Here is a 15,357-nt window from a genome sequence, read left to right as displayed (position 1 = left end):
GACGGCAGCCCCGCTACCCTGAACCATGCTCGTGGCCTCGCTGCTGGACGTTGTGAGAGACCAACAGCATGCGCGGCCACGAGCCCTACCTCAGGCTGCCGCCCCGCTCAACGTCCAAGAGCCATCATCGCCGACTTCGGGGGGGACACCCCGCTGAAAGTTGGCCTGTTCAACGCGATTCCCTACGGCCTCGGGGTGATCGCCATGGTGTTGGTGGCCCGACACTCCGATCGCACGGGTGAGCGCCGCTGGCATGTGGCGATCCCGTTGTTCGTCGGCGCGGTTGCCATGCTCGGTGCCGGGCTGACGCTTCAGCACCCGGTGATCTCGTTCTGCTTCTTCATCATTGTCGGCATCGCGGCGATGACGACGCTGGGCAACTTCTGGCCGCGACCCACCCGACTACTGGCCGGAACCGCTGCGGCATCAGGGATTGCCGTGATCAACTCGTTCGGCAACATCGGCGGGTTCGTCGGTCCGTACGCGTTCGGCTGGTTGGTCGACCTGACCGGAGGACGCAACACCGCTGGGCTGATCTTCCTGTCGGTCAGCCTGTTGGTCGGCGGCATCATCGCCGCGAGCATCAGAGCTGGCGCGCACGACAGCTGACCCGTCCCGTCCGCTGCCCGCCCACCGTGGTGTCCGATTCCCGCTAGCATGCGGGCATGACGGACGGCAGGCTGAAGGGCGTGATCACCGATCCCGACTCCGCCTACCGGGCCCTGCAGACCAGGGACACCCGGTTCGACGGGCAGTTCTTCGTCGCTGTCAAGACCACCGGCATCTACTGTCGGCCCGGCTGCCCGGCGCGCACCGCACACCGCCGCAATGTCGAGTTCTACCCCACCTCGGCGGCCTGCCAGGCCGCCGGTTACCGGGCCTGCAAACGCTGCCTGCCAGAGGCCGCGCCCGGCTCACCGCTGTGGAACCTGCGGGCGGACACCGTCGGCGCGGCCATGCGGTTGATCGGCGACGGCGTTGTCGACCGTGAGGGCGTTCCGGGGTTGGCCAGACGATTGGGCTACACCCCCCGCCATCTCGGCCGGCTGCTGAACTCGGAGCTGGGCGCGTCGCCGATGGCGCTGGCTCGGGCCAGGCGGGCCCACACCGCCAGGATGCTGTTGACCTCAACAACAATGCCGATCTCCGACATTGCCTTCGCCGCCGGTTTCGCATCCATCCGGCAGTTCAACGACACGGTGCGGGAGATCTTCGACACCGACCCCTCGACGCTGCGGCGCCGCTCGCACCCGGACGCGCCCTCCACCGCCGCCGGCACCATCAGTTTGCGGCTTCCGGTGCGCGCACCGATGGACTCCGGCGCGCTGCTGCAGTTCCTCGCCGCACGTGCCGTCACCGGAGTGGAAGCCGTGCAGGGCAACAGCTATCACCGCACCCTGCGGCTACCCGGCGGCGCCGGAACGGTACGCATGGACTTCCCGGCACCCGGGCGGGAGTCCGATGCTGCGCCAAGCCCGACGGGTCGCACCCACATCGACCTCACCTTGACGCTGGAGTCCCTGGGTGACTTGGCGCCCGCGGTGGACCGGTGCCGGCGACTGCTGGACGCCGACGCCGATCCGCTCGGCATCGACCTGGTACTCGGCAGCGACCCGGCGCTGACCCAGTCGGTGGCCGCGCACCCGGGGATGCGACTGCCCGGAGCCGTCGACGGGTTCGAGATCGTCCTGAGAGCACTTGTCGGGCAACAGGTGTCGGTCGCAGCGGCGCGCAGCACACTCGGCCGGCTCACGGCCGCCGTCGGCGCCGGCGTGACAACGCCGCGGTCCGGCGTGCCGCAGTCCATCGACGGCGCCGCCCACACCGACACCGAAGCAGACCCGTTGCCCTCGTTGCTGTTTCCCTCGGCATCGGACATCGCGGCGCTCAGCCCCGAGGACATCGGCGGACCGGCCCGACGGGCCGCGACCATTCTGGCTGCGGCCGCGGACATCGCCGACGGCAGCCTGACCGTCGATCCGGGACGCCGCAGCGCCGACCTGCAGCGAGAGTTGGTGGAGCGCAACGGATTCGGTCCGTGGACGGCCGGTTACATCGCCATGCGGGTGCTCGGCGATCCGGACGTGCTGCTGAGCTCCGACCTGGTCCTGCGGCAGGGTGCCGCGGCGCTCGGGCTGCCCGACCATCCCCGGGCATTGGCCCGGCGCGCCGAGTCGTTCGCACCGTTCCGTTCCTATGCCGGTCTGCACCTGTGGCGCAACGCGACCGGCAAACCCGTTGCCACCACCCCACCATCCGTCTCCGGCGCAGCCCAGCGCCGTCCGAAAGCGAGCTGACATGAGCACCACCACCCCGGAAACAACCGCAACCCTGGCGACGAGTACCGACGTCGGATACCTGACCACGATGCGCACCCCGATCGGACCGTTCACGATGATCGCCGCCGACGGCGGGGACCGCGATACCCCAGCGCCGGTGGTGCTGGCGTCGGGATGGACCGACGACCCGGCGGCGCTGCTGCCGCAGGTGGCGGCGGCGCTGCGGCCGGCAAAGCTGCAGACCACCGACCCGGACCACGGGCCGCTGCGGCCCATCGCCGAGACCGTGCGGCGATTCCACGACGGTGACATCGGCGCTGTCGATGCCGTTGCGGTATACCAACAATCGGCGCCGTTCCGCAGCCACGCCTGGGACGTGCTGCGCACCGTGACCCCGGGCCGCCCGGTCACCTACACCGAGTACGCGACGCTCACCGGCCGGGCCAGCGCCGTGCGGGCGGCGGCCGGGGCGTGCGCCTTCAACGCCGCCGCCCTGTTCGTGCCGTGCCACCGCGTGATCCGCTCGGACGGCTCCCTCGGCGGGTTCCGCTGGGGTTTGGACGTCAAGCGCTGGCTGCTGGACCACGAGGCCGCCCACGCGGCCTGAGCCGGCCACAGCATCGCCAGCACACGTTGTCCGCACCACGCTTGCCGGCCGGGGCGGGCGCCGCAGCGACCGGAGCACGTAATACCCCGGACCACGCAGTGACCGGACCACGCAGCATCGACCACGCGGTCGGCCCGTCCCGCCGGAACGTCCGATCTCGGCCGCTAGGGTTGATCGCGTGCCGACCGACAGCAGGCCGCCCGAGTCCGACACCCGTGCCGTTGCCACGCCGCCCGCGGATTTCGTCCAGCAGGCGATCGAGGACGGCGGCCGCGACGACGACGCGGCGCTGGCCGCCAGCCTGGTCACCCAGGCCTCGGCGCTCGCCGAGCGGATGCGGTCGGCCGGCCTGGTGGGCAAGCAGAAGACGTCCGTCGCCGACGTCGTCACCGCGGCCGACACCGCGGCCGAGGCCGCCGTCCTCGCAGCGCTGACCACCCTCCGCCCGGACGACGGCATTCTCGGCGAGGAGGGTGCGGCGCGGCCGTCTGCCTCCGGCAGACGCTGGGTGATCGACCCGGTCGACGGCACCTACAACTTCCTCTGCGGCATCGACTACTGGTGCAGCGCACTGGCTTTGGCCACCGAGCCCACCGCCGACGACCCGACGGGCCAGGTGCTGCTGGGTGCGGTGCAGCGTCGGTCGTCCGGCGAGCTGTGGGTCGGCGGGCCGGGCCGGCCGACCCGGCGCAACGGGGTCGAGGTGCGGGTGGCCGAACAACCGCTGTCGGAGCTCAGCCTGGCCAGCTATGTGCGGCTGCCGCCGGCGGACGACAGGGTCGGCCCGTGGCTGTCCATGCTCGGCGGGGTGGCCGCGATGCGGGTGATGGGTTCGGGCAGCGTGGACCTGGCGCTGGTCGCCGACGGCCGACTCGGCGCCTACGCGGCTCCGAATGTGGCCGACTGGGACTGGTTCCCCGGGGCCGCGCTGGCGACCGGCGCCGGCGGGGTCGCCGCCGTGGTGCCGCACCGCGGCCTGAACTGGCATCTGGCGGGCGGGGCCGCCGCTGTGCGGCGGCTCACCGAGCTGCTGCGTTCCGGCTGAACATCTCCGGGTTCCGTTCCGGTTGGACGCTTCGGCCGGACGCTTCGGCTGGACGCTCCGGCCACTCGTTCTGGCTGCGGCCCTTGCTACCGCCGTCGCCTTGCGAACGCTCCGGCCCGAACCCCGCCGCACCCGCTGTGACCTGCGGCTAAGGGCACTGTCGGTGGCTGTCGGCATTCTTGCCGCATGACGAGCTTGATCGTGGGAGCGCTGCTGCTGGCCGTTGGGCTGGCGCTGGGTGCGCTGCTCGGATACGCGCTGGCCGGGCGCCGGCATGGCGGGGTCGGCGGCCTCGGCGGCGGCTCGGTCGACCCGGTTGGCGCGGTCACCGCCGTGCTGTCCCCCGCCGCCGACGCGCTGGGCCGAGTGCAGGAGCAGTTGCAGCGGATCGAGGCCGAGCGCGCCGGCAGCTACGCCGGCCTGCGCGAGCAGGTCGCGCACCTGCAGCACAGCTCGCGCGAGCTGGGTGCACAGACCCGCTCGCTGGTGGGCGCGTTGCGCTCGCCCGCCGTGCGCGGCCGCTGGGGCGAGGTGCAGCTGCAGCGCATCGTCGAGCTCGCCGGAATGGTGGAGCACTGCGACTTCTCCACCCAGGTGCACCGCCCGGCCGGCGTGCGCGACCGGGACGACGCCGCTGCCGCACGGCCCGACATGGTCATCCGGTTGTCGGGCGGGCGGCAGATCCCGCTCGACGCCAAGGCTCCGCTGGACGCCTGGTTGCAGCTGCTGGAGCTGCCGCCGCCGACAGCGGGTGGGTTCGCCGCCGCCGACGGTGCCGCCGAGGCCGCGCGCGCCGACCTGTTGCGCCGGCATGCCAAGGCGTTGCGTCATCAGGTGGATGTGTTGGCGGGCAAGCAGTATTGGCAGCTGTTCCAGCCGGCTCCGGAGTTCGTGGTGATGTTCGTGCCGGGCGAGCCGCTGCTGGACGCGGCGATGCAGGTCGACCCGCAGCTCACCGAGTACGCGTTCGAACGCAACGTGGTGATCGCGACCCCGAGCACCCTGATCGCGCTGCTGCGCACCATCGCCTTCAGTTGGCGGTCGGAGCGGTTGTCCGCCTCCGCCGAGCGGATTCACGCGCTCGGGCGGGAGCTGCACGGACGCCTCGCCGTGCTGACCGAGCACTTCGGCAAGTTGGGATCGTCGCTGCAGCGCTCGGTGGAGTCGTACAACGCGGCGTTGCGCTCGTACGAGTCGCGGGTACTTGTCAGTGCCAGGCGCTTCACCGAGTTCGGCACCGCTGACCGGCCGCTGGTGACCCCCGACGCGCTCAGCCAGGTTCCGCTGCAACCGAGGGACTTCGAGCGGCTCGGCCCCAGCAGCGTCGACCGGGGCGACGACGACCAGGTGCGTGACGCCGATCCGGCCGGGCCGACCGACCCTGAGTTCGACCGCGATGTGGACGTGGGTTACCCAGCCGACGGCGGGCGCTGGCGCACCGACCGAGCCGGGTGAGCCGCACCCGGGGCTCGCCGCTCCACCGGCACACGGGCGCCAACGGTCGCGTCGGCGTTAGCCCGTGCGAGGGGTTGTCCGGCCGGCTGCGCCGCATCGCCAGCAGCGGCCAGTACGGTAGTCCCCGTGACAACCACAAGTCCGCGCCCGGCCGACGCCGACGCCAAGCAGGCCGCTCACGCCAGCGTGGTGCCGAGCATCGCCGGAGTCCCCTGGTGGGGCGTTGTGCTGATCTCCATCGTCGGGGTGGTGCTCGGCCTGCTCATCGGCACCACCGACTTCGCCGACGGCGTGCCGACCGCGTTGTGGATCTTTTTCCTGGCCGGCACCGTCATCGCGGTGCTGGCGGCGCGGCGCCAGACGGTGTTCACCGGCATGGTGCAACCACCACTGGTGCTGGCCGTCGCCACGTTCATCGGTTCCCGCTTTTCCGCGGACGGCGACAACACCTCCGCCGCGCTGGACGTGGTCAAGACATTCCCGTTGATGGCCACCGCCACCGCCGTCGCCGTTGTGCTTGGCGTTGCCAGGCTGTTCGCCCAGCCGCTGGGACGCCAGAACGCCGGCCGGGCAGGCGATCCCGCCGGACGCAACCCCGCGGATCGGCCGGTCGCCCGGCCCGAGGGCAACCGCTGAGCCTGGCCTGCGCATCCTTGCTACGTCCGACCGCAGGTGAGGCCGCGTCACGTCGCCCGGTCCGGCGGGTGAGCATCCCGAGCCTGTCCGGCTACTCGGCGGCTGCCTGACTCGGCGCGCGGCCCGCGGGCGGGCTGCGCAGCTCTTTCGGCAGCGAGAACGTCAACGATTCCGTGGCCGCGGTGATCTCTTCCACATCGTCGTAGCCCTGCTCGCCGAGCCGGGCGAGCACGCCCTCCACCAGATCCTCCGGGACAGATGCCCCTGACGTGACGCCAACCGTGCGGACCCCGGCCAACCAGGCCGGGTCGATCTCGTGCGCGAAATCCACCAGGTGCGCGGCCCGGGCGCCGGCGTCCAGCGCCACCTCGACCAGCCGCACCGAGTTCGACGAATTGCGCGACCCCACCACGATCACCAGATCGCAGTCGGCGGCGATCTGCTTCACCACTTCCTGCCGGTTCTGGGTGGCGTAGCAGATGTCGTCGCTGGGCGGCGACGTCATCAAGGGGAATCGCTTGCGCAGCAGATCGACGGTCTCCAAGGTCTCGTCCACTGACAAGGTGGTCTGGCTCAGCCACACCACCTTCTCCGGGTCGCGGACCTGCAGGGCGTCCACCGCCTCCGCACCGGTGGGGGCACCGTCGCCGCGGTCGCTGCCGTCGAGCACCTGCATCGCCTCAGGCGCTTCGCCGTAGGTGCCCTCGACCTCTTCGTGGCCGTGATGGCCGATCAACACGATGTCGTAGCCATCGGCGGCGTACCGCTTGGCCTCCTTGTGCACCTTCGTCACCAGCGGGCAGGTCGCGTCGATCACCCGCAGCTGACGGTCCGCGGCCTCGGCATGCACCGCCGGTGACACACCGTGCGCCGAGAACACCACCAGCGCGCCCTCCGGCACCTGCTCGGTCTCCTCGACGAAGATGGCGCCGCGCTTCTCCAGCGTCGCCACCACATGCTTGTTGTGCACAATCTGCTTGCGCACGTACACCGGGGCGCCGTAGGTCTCCAACGCCTTCTCCACCGTGACGACAGCGCGGTCGACGCCGGCGCAGTAGCCACGTGGCCGCGCCAGCAACACCCGCTTACCGGTGCCACCATCCGCAGCATCCGAGGCGCCTTCGGGCTCGGCTGCCGGCGCCGGGGTTCGCGGGTCGGCTGGGCTCTGGACATCGGGACTGGCCATGGCTTCCATGGTAGAGATCCGCAACCGCGAAGCAGACCCATCGGCGGCCCGACGACGACCCGACACTTCGCGGCTCACTTCCCGGCTTCCGATCCGGGCGCCCGGTCCGGCGGTCGACGGTCCGCGCTTCACCTGCTGTCTGCGTTCTGTTGTCCGCGTTGCTTGCGGCGTTCTATTGTTCGCGTTCTGTTGGCCGCGTTTCTGTTGGCTGCGTTCTGTCGGCCGCGTTCTGGGTAGCCGCGGGTCTGTGGTTAACGGTCTGTGGGTTCACGGTCTCTGCGGCCGTTGCGTGATTCGCGCTCCGGTCTGCGCATCAGCCGGGCCCAAGGGGTCCCCGTTCCGTGCCGATGACGGTGCCATGCGGCAGGCTGAAGTGATGAGTTCTCCGCTGCCGTTCGTGGTCCGAATCGCCGCCGGCGTGGTGGGCGTCGGTATCGACGCCGTCCGCCGGCTGCCGTCCGATCTGCCGTCGCTGGGAGTCGAGGTGGCCGGAACCGTCACCCGATGGGGATTTCAGGCCCGCCAGCAGCTCGACGAGCTCGCGCAACGCGGCGACGAGCTGCTCTCCGCAGAGCCCACCGTCTCCGAGCATCCGGCCTGGGCCACCTTCGACGACGAACCCGATGCGGCCGACCCGCGCTCCGCCGGTCACTCCGGCGCCGCGCCGACGCCCGCGAAGACAGCACCTGCCGGCGACTCGTCACCTGCCGCCAGCGGCGCCGACGCTGCCACCAGCAACCCAGCCCACAGCGATGCCCCACGCGGCGGCGCCAAACACGGCGCCCCCGAGAGCGACGCTGCCCTGCTCCGGCTGTCCCCCAGCCGGCTGGGGCCGAAGCTGGCCGGTCTGAGCAGCAGCCGGCTGACGGCACTGCTGCGGCAGGAAGAGGCCGGCCGGGCCCGCCCCGCTGTGCTCACGCTGCTGCAGAACCGCATCGTCAGCCGGGCGCACGGATCGAAGCCGGATCCCGGCGCCGATGCCCAGTCACCGACCGACGGCAGCTCGGCGTCCCCGAGCAACACGGCGGCCCCCACCGGCACGGCGGCCCCCATCAGCACGCCGGCCCCGACCAGCACGGGATCGCCCACCGGCTCGGCGTCCCCCACCGCCTCAGCGTCCCCCACCGACTCAGCGTCTCCCACCAGCGCAGCGTCCGGCACCGACGCGGCCGACCCGACCGACTCGTGAGTGCCCCACCGGGCCAACCTGCGGGCGGCGCCGGCCGTCCGCTGCGCGCCGCGGACACCAGCAGGGACAACCCATGGCCGGTGCGGGCGCTCGCGCAACGCATGGTCGAGTACATCGGCAAGGCACCGGCGGCCTGGGTGGAGGGCCAGATCGCGCAGTTGTCGGTGCGGCCCGGCTCGAACACCGCCTACCTGACGCTGCGCGACCCCGCGGTGGAGATGTCGTTGTCGGTCAGCTGCCCGCGCCAGGTGATCGAGACTCTGCCCAGTCCGCCGACGGACGGCGCCCGGGTGGTGGTGCACGGCAAGTTCGACTTCTGGGCGGCGCGCGGTTCGCTGAGCTTCCGGGTGGACGCGATGCACCCGGTCGGCCTCGGCGAGCTGCTGGCTCGGCTGGAGCGGCTGCGCAAACTGCTTGCGGCGGAAGGACTCACCGACCCGTCCCGGCGCCGGCGGCTGCCGTTTCTGCCCGGCCTGGTCGGCTTGATCACCGGCCGGGACTCGGCCGCCGAGCACGACGTGCTGGTGAACGCCAGAGCTCGCTGGCCGGCGGTGCGGTTCGCGGTGAAACACACGCTGGTACAAGGGAATCAAGCGGCCGGGCAGGTGATCGACGCGCTGATCGAACTGGATGCAGACCCGGCGGTCGAGGTGATCGTGATCGCCCGCGGCGGCGGCAGCGTTGAAGATCTGCTGCCGTTCTCGGACGAGACGCTGTGCCGCGCGGTCTCGGCCTGCAGCACCCCGGTGGTGTCGGCCGTCGGCCACGAACCCGACCACCCGATTCTGGATGACGTCGTCGACCTGCGCTGCTCGACGCCCACCGACGCGGGCAAGCGCATCGTGCCGGACGTCGGCGCCGAACTGGCGCTGCTGAGCACCCTGCGGGATCGGGCAAGACGGGCGCTGATCGGTTGGGTGGCAACGGAATCGGAACGCTTGGCGCGGTGGCGGTCGGCAACCGTGCTGGCCGATCCGTTCTCGCCGATCGAACGCCGCGAGTTCGAGGTGACCGGGCTGCGGCAGCGCGCCGACCGCGCCATCGGCACGGTGCTCGACCGCATCGAACGTGACCTCGGGCATCGGAAGGCACAGCTGGGGGTGCTCGGCCCGGCGGCCACGCTGGCCCGCGGCTATGCGGTGGTACAGACCGGCGATGCGTCCGGGCCGGTGCTGCACTCGACAGCCCAGGCACCGGCCGGCACCGCGCTGCGTATCCGGTTGGCGGACGGGGCGGTCGGCGCCGTCAGCCATGGCGCCGAGCCCGTCCACGCGATACGTGTGGCCGCATCGGGGTCGCCGCCCGATGCCGGTGGTGCTACCGACGCCGATGCTGGTGCCGGTACCGATGCTGGTGCCGGTACCGATGCGCCCAGCAGCAGCGGCCGTGGCACGACCCGGTCAGCCGGCCGTCCGAAGGGCCGGACCAGCACTCGCACTCGGAAGGAAAACCGTTGAGCAGTAACGAGACCGCCCCGGCCAGCTACGAGCAGGCTCGCGATGAGCTCGCCGTCGTGGTGTCGACCCTCGAGGCCGGCAGCCTCACCCTTGACGAGTCGTTGACGTTGTGGGAGCGCGGGCAGTCGCTGGCCGCCCAGTGCACCGCGTTCCTTGACGGCGCCAGGGAGCGAGTGCAGGCCGCGCTTGAGGCTTCCGAGACCGCGGGCGCTGACGATGACACCGTCGACGCCGACGCCGATTGATGCGGACACCGATTGATGCGGACACCGATTGATGCCAACACCGAATGAAGCCGACACCGATTGATGCCGACACAGCGCCGCCATCCGCGCCTGCCGGCGGCCGGATCAGCGATGGTGGGGGAAACGCCAGGCGCCGCAGTCGGTGTGCCCATCAGGGTGCCGTAGCCGGTGTGCCGCAGTCGATGTGCTGATGCGATGGATCGCGTTATCGGGCGATGGCCTCGGCCAGGGTCCGGAAGGCTGCGGGTGACGCGCTTCCGGTGATCAGATAGCTGATCGCGGACGATCCGCTGCCGAGCGTGGTGTACCAGGCACTTTCGTCGCGGACCCCGGTGGTCACCGTCCACTGTTGCCGGCCGATCTGCACGGTGCCGGCGTCGGCGCCGATGGTGCCGAACTCGTCGGCCAGCAACTTCTCCGGGGCGGCGTTGCTGGCCACCAGCGAGATGAATCCGTCGGGAGTCTGCCAGCCGCCGCGGACCGTCGCCGGCGTTCCGGTCTCCGACGACGGTTGATGCCCCCGCCGCACCACGCCGGGGTCGTTGTCGCCCCGACTGATCAGCGCGCTCGATCCCTGCCAGTCGTCCGGCAGATCCGTCGGCACCACCGGGGTGAACGGCAGCACCCGCGGGGCCTTGGCGAACTCGGCGGCCACATCCGCTTGCGGCACAGGACCTTCGGTCGGCCGTCCTGGGGAGAACGAGAAGAAGCCGTAGATGCCCGCGGCCGCCAGCACCACCACCGCGAGCAGGCCGATGGACCACACCATGTCTTTGATGGTCTTGTTGCGCTTCTCCGGCACCACACCGGTCCGCGGGTCGGGTGCGGCCGCGCCGCGCAGCCGCTGCCGGACGGCGACGGCAGCACCGGCCTCGCTGAGCGGCGGGCCGGACGCCCGGCTCACCGTGGGCGGCGCCGGGGCGTGGCCAGCAGCACGGTGGTCGACCCCGCCGTGTTCTACAACAGCGGGTTCAACAACAGCGGGTTCAACAACAGCGGGTTCAACAACAGCGGGTTCAACAACAGCAGGTTCAGCACCAGCGTGGCCACCAGCATTGGGTCCGTCAGCATCAGTGCCGCCAGCACCGTGCCCCCCAACACCCGGCCCCTCAACACCCGGCCCCTCAACACCGTGCCCCCCAGCGTCGGGTCCAGCGGTACCGTGGTCGCGACCCGGATTCGCCGAGCCGTCGTCGGCACCGGACGCCTGGTCCGGGCCGGCACCGCCGGGGAAAGCCGCATTCACCACGCTCCCGATCTTCCCACGCCGCAGCGGGCCCGGCGGACGGACGCTGCTCGCTACCCGCCCCGCTACACCGGCGCGGCGATACTCGCGGTGTCCGGGCGCCGGCCGCGGCGATGGCGGCGGATTCGATCCGCCCGGGTTTACCCCGGCCCAGCGTCCGGACCTAGGGTGATGGCATGGCCGACGACACCGCTGTGACCGCTGACGATTCCGCCACCACCAAGGGCGCGCCGACGGGGCAGCCGGCGCAGCGCAACCCGACCGTACAGACCGAGTACCGCGTCGAGCACGACACCATGGGCGAGGTCAGGGTTCCGAAGAACGCCGCCTACCAGGCGCAGACTCAGCGGGCGGTGGAGAACTTCCCGGTGTCCGGGCGCGGCCTTGAGCGCGGGCAGATCCGCGCGCTCGCGCTGATCAAGCAGGCCGCGGCGGCTGTCAACGCCCAGCTCGGCGTCATCGAAGCCGACCAGGCCGACGCCATCCGCCAGGCCGCGGAAGCCGTCGCCGCCGGCGAGTACGACGACGACTTCCCGATCGACGTGTTCCAGACCGGATCGGGCACCAGCTCGAATATGAACACCAACGAGGTGTTGTCGACGCTGGCGACGGCCAGCCTCGGCCGCAAGGTGCATCCCAATGATCACGTCAATGCCAGCCAGTCGTCCAACGACGTGTTCCCCACCTCCATCCACGTCGCCGCCACCGAGGCGGTGGTGCGGGACCTGATCCCGGCGCTGGACCATCTGGCCGGGGCGCTCGAGGCGAAGTCGGTCGAGTGGGAGACCGTGGTGAAGTCGGGACGCACCCACCTGATGGACGCCACCCCGGTGACGCTCGGCCAGGAGTTCGGTGGGTACGCCGCGCAGATCCGTTACGGCATCGAGCGGGTGCAGGCTGCCCTGCCCCGGCTCGCCGAGTTGCCGCTGGGTGGCACCGCGGTCGGCACCGGCATCAACACCCCGCCCGGGTTCGCCGCCGCGGTGATCGCTGCCCTCGCCGACAAGACCAACCTGCCGTTCACCGAGGCGCGCAACCATTTCGAGGCGCAGGGGGCGCGCGATGCGCTGGTGGAGACCTCTGGCCAGCTGCGCACCATCGCGGTGGGGCTGACCAAGATCTGCAACGACATCCGTTGGATGGGTTCCGGACCGCGGGCCGGCCTTGCCGAGATCCACCTGCCCGATCTGCAACCGGGATCGTCGATCATGCCTGGCAAGGTGAATCCGGTGCTGCCGGAGGCCACCCTGCAGGTGTGCGCCCAGGTGATCGGCAACGACGCGACGGTCGCGTTCGCCGGCAGCCAGGGCAACTTCGAGCTGAATGTGATGTTCCCGGTGATGGCCCGCAACCTGCTGGAGTCGATCCGGTTGATTTCCAACGTGTCTCGGCTGCTGGCCGACCGCTGCATCAGCGGCATCATCGCGGATGTGGAGCGCTGCAAGGAATATGCCGAGTCGAGCCCGTCGATCGTGACGCCGCTCAACAAGTACATCGGCTACGAAGAGGCCGCGGCCGTCGCGAAGCAGGCGCTCAAGGAGGGCAAGACCATCAAGACCGTGGTGTTGGAGCGCGGGTACGTCGATCAGGGCAAACTCACCAATGAGCAGTTGGACGCGGCGCTGGACGTGCTCTCCATGACCCACCCGTAGCGTCCCTGATCGGCGGGATCCCACTCTTGCGGGGTCCCGGGCGAGAGCCCGACGGCGCTCAGCGGAACAATCGGCGGCTCGAACCGCAACGCCCCAGGTCGAACTGGGCAAACGCGGTTCGAGACGCCGATTTTGCTCTTGCTGACCCGCCGGGTCCGGCTCGATCAGCCGCGCGGCGGTCGCCGACCATCCTGGACTACCTGACCCCGCCGGGCCGGCTTGATCAGCCGCGCGGCGGTCGCCGACCGTCCTGGTCGTCGTCATCGGCCGAGTCCGGACCAGCGCCGGTGGCACCGCCGGTGTCGGCGTCGCGCAGCGGGTCGAAGCGTTGGGTGCCTGGTCCGGAATCGCCCTGTCCGGCCGCGGATCCCGCCGCGGTGTCATCCCGCAGCGGGTCGAAGCGCTGAGTGCCAGGCCCGGAATCTCCTTGCGCCGCACCGGAAGCGGTACCTCCGGCGTCACGGTGCTGCAGCGGATCGAACCGCTCGGTGCCGGGTCCGACATCGGCGTTGTCACCGGCGTCGGGCTCGGACTGCTCGCGCCCTCCGGAAACCACGGTGGGATCCTGCGATCCGGCGAAAGGCACGGCCTGCGTTGGCATCTCGCCCGGATCGACCGGGTTGCGGCCGTCCGGGTAGTCCTGGGCGCGTTGATGGGAGAACAGGATCGGCCGATCGGGATGTTCGGAGTACATCCCGGCGACGCCAGGGGCCGGCGGCTGACTCGGCTGGGCCGGCTGGCTCGGCGGGAAACCCTGCTGCCCGGCGGCCTGCATGGCCTCACGCTCGCGCTGCGCCAGCTCGGCGTCCTCCTGCCGCCGACGCCGGATCACCATCGCAACGATGCCGGCGATCAGCGCCGCCACCACCAGCGCGGCAAGCACGATCCACAGCCAGACCGGACCGCGCGAGCTCTCCGCCGCGGTGCCGCCGATGGGCGGGGCCGAGCTTTCCGCTGCCGAACTCTCCGGGGTGGGGCTGGGGGTCGAGGTGGGCGGCGGCACCACGATCTGCTCCGAGCTGGTGGCCGGACCGGGGGTCGTCGGCTCGCTGCTGGTCGGCGGGGAGGTGACTGCCGCAGCCAGCACGGTGACATCGGCGACGCCGACCCGCTCGGAGTCCTCGCCAGTGACCCGCACCTGGTATTCGCCCGGCGCCGCCGACTCCGGCACCTGCCAGTCGATCGTCACCGTCCCCGAGTCGCTTGCCCTGGTGTCGGACAGCCCCGCGTCGGACGGCCCGTCGGCTTCCACATCCACGCCCTCCGACGGGGTGAAGCCGGCGAACCGCAGTTGCACGCTCTGGCCCGGCCTGGCCTGGCTGGGATCCACCGCCACCGCCGGCACCGTGGTGGGCGCCGGAGCCGAACTGGTCGACGAGCTGGTGGTCGGGGTGCTGCTGGTTTCCGTGGTCCGGGTGGTGGTCGGGGTGCTGCTGGTCTCGGTGGTCGGCGTGGTTTCGGTGGTCTGAGTGGTCGGCGTGGTCTGGGTGGTGCTGGTGGTCGGGGTGCTGCTGGTCTCGGTGGTCGGCGTGGTTTCGGTGGTCTGAGTAGTCGGCGTGGTCTGCGTGGTCTGCGTGGTCTGGGTGGTCTGGGTGGTCTGGGTGGTGCCGGTGCCGCCGGCACTGGTGGACGCGAACGCCACCGGGGCTCCCAGCACCGGGTCGTCACCGGGATCGGACTGCGAAAGCAGTTCCACCGCGCAGCCGTCGCCACAGTCGATGCCGAGCTGGTCCGGGATCCGCAGCGTGCCGCGGAACTGCCCGTTGTTCAGCGGCACCGCGCCGCGGCCGCCGCCCACCCGCAGCCACGCGGGCGAGCTGTTGTCCGGGATGGGGCCGCCGATGCACTCGCTGGTGTCGCCGTCGCGACAGATGGCGAGGTACATGCCACCGTCGACGGCCCCGTCACCGGAGAAACCGCTGCCCTGCACGGCAACGCTGCCGCCGGGCCTGAGCTGATCGACGGGATTGACGACGAGGCGGCGTCCGTTGTCGGTCACCGTGGTCGCGGCGACCAGCCGCGCCACCGCAACCCGAACAGCGGCGTCAGCCCGAGCAGCGGCTGCCGACCCGGCGTCAGACCGGCCAGCCGCTTCGGCGGCACCCGCCGACGAGCCGAGCAGCGGCAGCACCGCGACGACGGCTCCGGCAGCCAGCGCCAGGCCCGAAACCGCCAGCGCGGCCGGGCGGCGCCCCCGCCGGCCTCCGGCCGGGTCCGAGCGGGTCGGGCCGGGCGGCGCGGGGTGGGCGGATCCGGCGGCCATGAACTCTCCTTAGACGGATGCTGGGCTGTTGTCTGCAGGCCATTGTCCCGATGCCCGCTGTCCACGCCCCGCAGCCTGCCTGGCGGCAGCCGTCGTT

At 71.3% G+C, this 15,357-nt stretch carries 13 protein-coding genes; 10 read left to right on the top strand and 3 right to left on the bottom strand.

What is annotated here, in order from left to right:
* Window positions 1-195: 195 nt before the first annotated feature.
* From HKD39_RS06120 to HKD39_RS06095, 6 genes are all read left to right on the top strand, one after another.
* Window positions 196-609, top strand: coding sequence for an MFS transporter (locus HKD39_RS06120; protein WP_171198907.1), 414 nt, complete (start codon window positions 196-198; stop codon window positions 607-609).
* Window positions 610-665: 56 nt separating this feature from the next.
* Window positions 666-2,297, top strand: a complete 1,632-nt coding sequence (locus HKD39_RS06115; protein ID WP_171198905.1) for a DNA-3-methyladenine glycosylase 2 family protein — start codon at window positions 666-668, stop codon at window positions 2,295-2,297.
* 1 nt (window position 2,298) lies between these two features.
* The gene (locus HKD39_RS06110; RefSeq protein WP_171198904.1) at window positions 2,299-2,886 is read left to right on the top strand and encodes a methylated-DNA--[protein]-cysteine S-methyltransferase; all 588 of its coding nucleotides are present in this window, start codon (window positions 2,299-2,301) and stop codon (window positions 2,884-2,886) included.
* A 178-nt stretch (window positions 2,887-3,064) separates the two neighbouring features.
* Window positions 3,065-3,931 (top strand): inositol monophosphatase family protein, encoded by an 867-nt coding sequence (locus tag HKD39_RS06105; RefSeq protein WP_343074608.1) that lies wholly within the window; start codon window positions 3,065-3,067, stop codon window positions 3,929-3,931.
* Between the two features lie 186 nt (window positions 3,932-4,117).
* Window positions 4,118-5,386 (top strand): DNA recombination protein RmuC, encoded by a 1,269-nt coding sequence (locus tag HKD39_RS06100; RefSeq protein WP_171198903.1) that lies wholly within the window; start codon window positions 4,118-4,120, stop codon window positions 5,384-5,386.
* A gap of 126 nt (window positions 5,387-5,512) precedes the next feature.
* Window positions 5,513-6,022 (top strand): DUF6542 domain-containing protein, encoded by a 510-nt coding sequence (locus tag HKD39_RS06095; RefSeq protein ID WP_171198901.1) that lies wholly within the window; start codon window positions 5,513-5,515, stop codon window positions 6,020-6,022.
* Window positions 6,023-6,113: 91 nt separating this feature from the next.
* Here the strand turns inward: HKD39_RS06095 and HKD39_RS06090 are convergent, their stop codons facing one another.
* Window positions 6,114-7,217 (bottom strand): 4-hydroxy-3-methylbut-2-enyl diphosphate reductase, encoded by a 1,104-nt coding sequence (locus HKD39_RS06090; RefSeq protein WP_425488417.1) that lies wholly within the window; start codon window positions 7,215-7,217, stop codon window positions 6,114-6,116.
* Window positions 7,218-7,584: 367 nt separating this feature from the next.
* Here HKD39_RS06090 and HKD39_RS19345 point away from each other — a divergent pair, with 367 nt between their 5' ends.
* From HKD39_RS19345 to HKD39_RS06075, 3 genes are read left to right on the top strand one after another with little or no spacing between them, the layout of a single operon-like run.
* Window positions 7,585-8,397 carry a hypothetical protein gene (locus tag HKD39_RS19345; protein WP_171198898.1) on the top strand — a complete coding sequence of 271 codons (813 nt, stop codon included), beginning with the start codon at window positions 7,585-7,587 and terminating at the stop codon, window positions 8,395-8,397.
* Window positions 8,394-9,854, top strand: coding sequence for an exodeoxyribonuclease VII large subunit (gene xseA, locus HKD39_RS06080; protein WP_343074607.1), 1,461 nt, complete (start codon window positions 8,394-8,396; stop codon window positions 9,852-9,854). Before HKD39_RS19345 ends, xseA begins: the two co-directional genes overlap by 4 nt.
* Window positions 9,851-10,099, top strand: a complete 249-nt coding sequence (locus HKD39_RS06075) for an exodeoxyribonuclease VII small subunit (RefSeq protein WP_171198897.1) — start codon at window positions 9,851-9,853, stop codon at window positions 10,097-10,099. The genes xseA and HKD39_RS06075 overlap by 4 nt, the downstream gene beginning before the upstream one ends.
* A gap of 205 nt (window positions 10,100-10,304) precedes the next feature.
* Here the strand turns inward: HKD39_RS06075 and HKD39_RS06070 are convergent, their stop codons facing one another.
* On the bottom strand, window positions 10,305-11,003 hold the full coding sequence (locus tag HKD39_RS06070) for a DUF4245 family protein (protein WP_171198895.1): 699 nt from the start codon (window positions 11,001-11,003) through the stop codon (window positions 10,305-10,307).
* A gap of 518 nt (window positions 11,004-11,521) precedes the next feature.
* Between HKD39_RS06070 and HKD39_RS06065 the strand changes: the two genes are divergently transcribed.
* Window positions 11,522-12,997 carry a class II fumarate hydratase gene (locus HKD39_RS06065; RefSeq protein ID WP_171198894.1) on the top strand — a complete coding sequence of 492 codons (1,476 nt, stop codon included), beginning with the start codon at window positions 11,522-11,524 and terminating at the stop codon, window positions 12,995-12,997.
* A 223-nt stretch (window positions 12,998-13,220) separates the two neighbouring features.
* Here HKD39_RS06065 and HKD39_RS06060 read toward each other — a convergent pair whose 3' ends face one another.
* The gene (locus HKD39_RS06060; RefSeq protein ID WP_171198892.1) at window positions 13,221-15,260 is read right to left on the bottom strand and encodes a hypothetical protein; all 2,040 of its coding nucleotides are present in this window, start codon (window positions 15,258-15,260) and stop codon (window positions 13,221-13,223) included.
* Window positions 15,261-15,357 lie beyond the last annotated feature (97 nt).

The organism is Nakamurella aerolata (genome assembly GCF_013002705.1).
GTDB lineage: Bacteria > Actinomycetota > Actinomycetes > Mycobacteriales > Nakamurellaceae > Nakamurella > Nakamurella aerolata.
The sequence above is the reverse complement of the archived record's forward strand: the minus strand, read 5'-3'. Positions and strand labels throughout refer to the sequence as shown.

Coding starts and splice junctions, on each gene's coding strand:
- HKD39_RS06115 (WP_171198905.1), top strand. CDS start 666: ATGACGGACGGCAGGCTGAAGGGCGTGATCACCGATCCCGACTCCGCC.
- HKD39_RS06110 (WP_171198904.1), top strand. CDS start 2,299: ATGAGCACCACCACCCCGGAAACAACCGCAACCCTGGCGACGAGTACC.
- HKD39_RS06100 (WP_171198903.1), top strand. CDS start 4,118: ATGACGAGCTTGATCGTGGGAGCGCTGCTGCTGGCCGTTGGGCTGGCG.
- HKD39_RS06090 (WP_425488417.1), bottom strand. CDS start 7,217: ATGGAAGCCATGGCCAGTCCCGATGTCCAGAGCCCAGCCGACCCGCGA.
- HKD39_RS19345 (WP_171198898.1), top strand. CDS start 7,585: ATGAGTTCTCCGCTGCCGTTCGTGGTCCGAATCGCCGCCGGCGTGGTG.
- HKD39_RS06065 (WP_171198894.1), top strand. CDS start 11,522: ATGGCCGACGACACCGCTGTGACCGCTGACGATTCCGCCACCACCAAG.
- HKD39_RS06060 (WP_171198892.1), bottom strand. CDS start 15,260: ATGGCCGCCGGATCCGCCCACCCCGCGCCGCCCGGCCCGACCCGCTCG.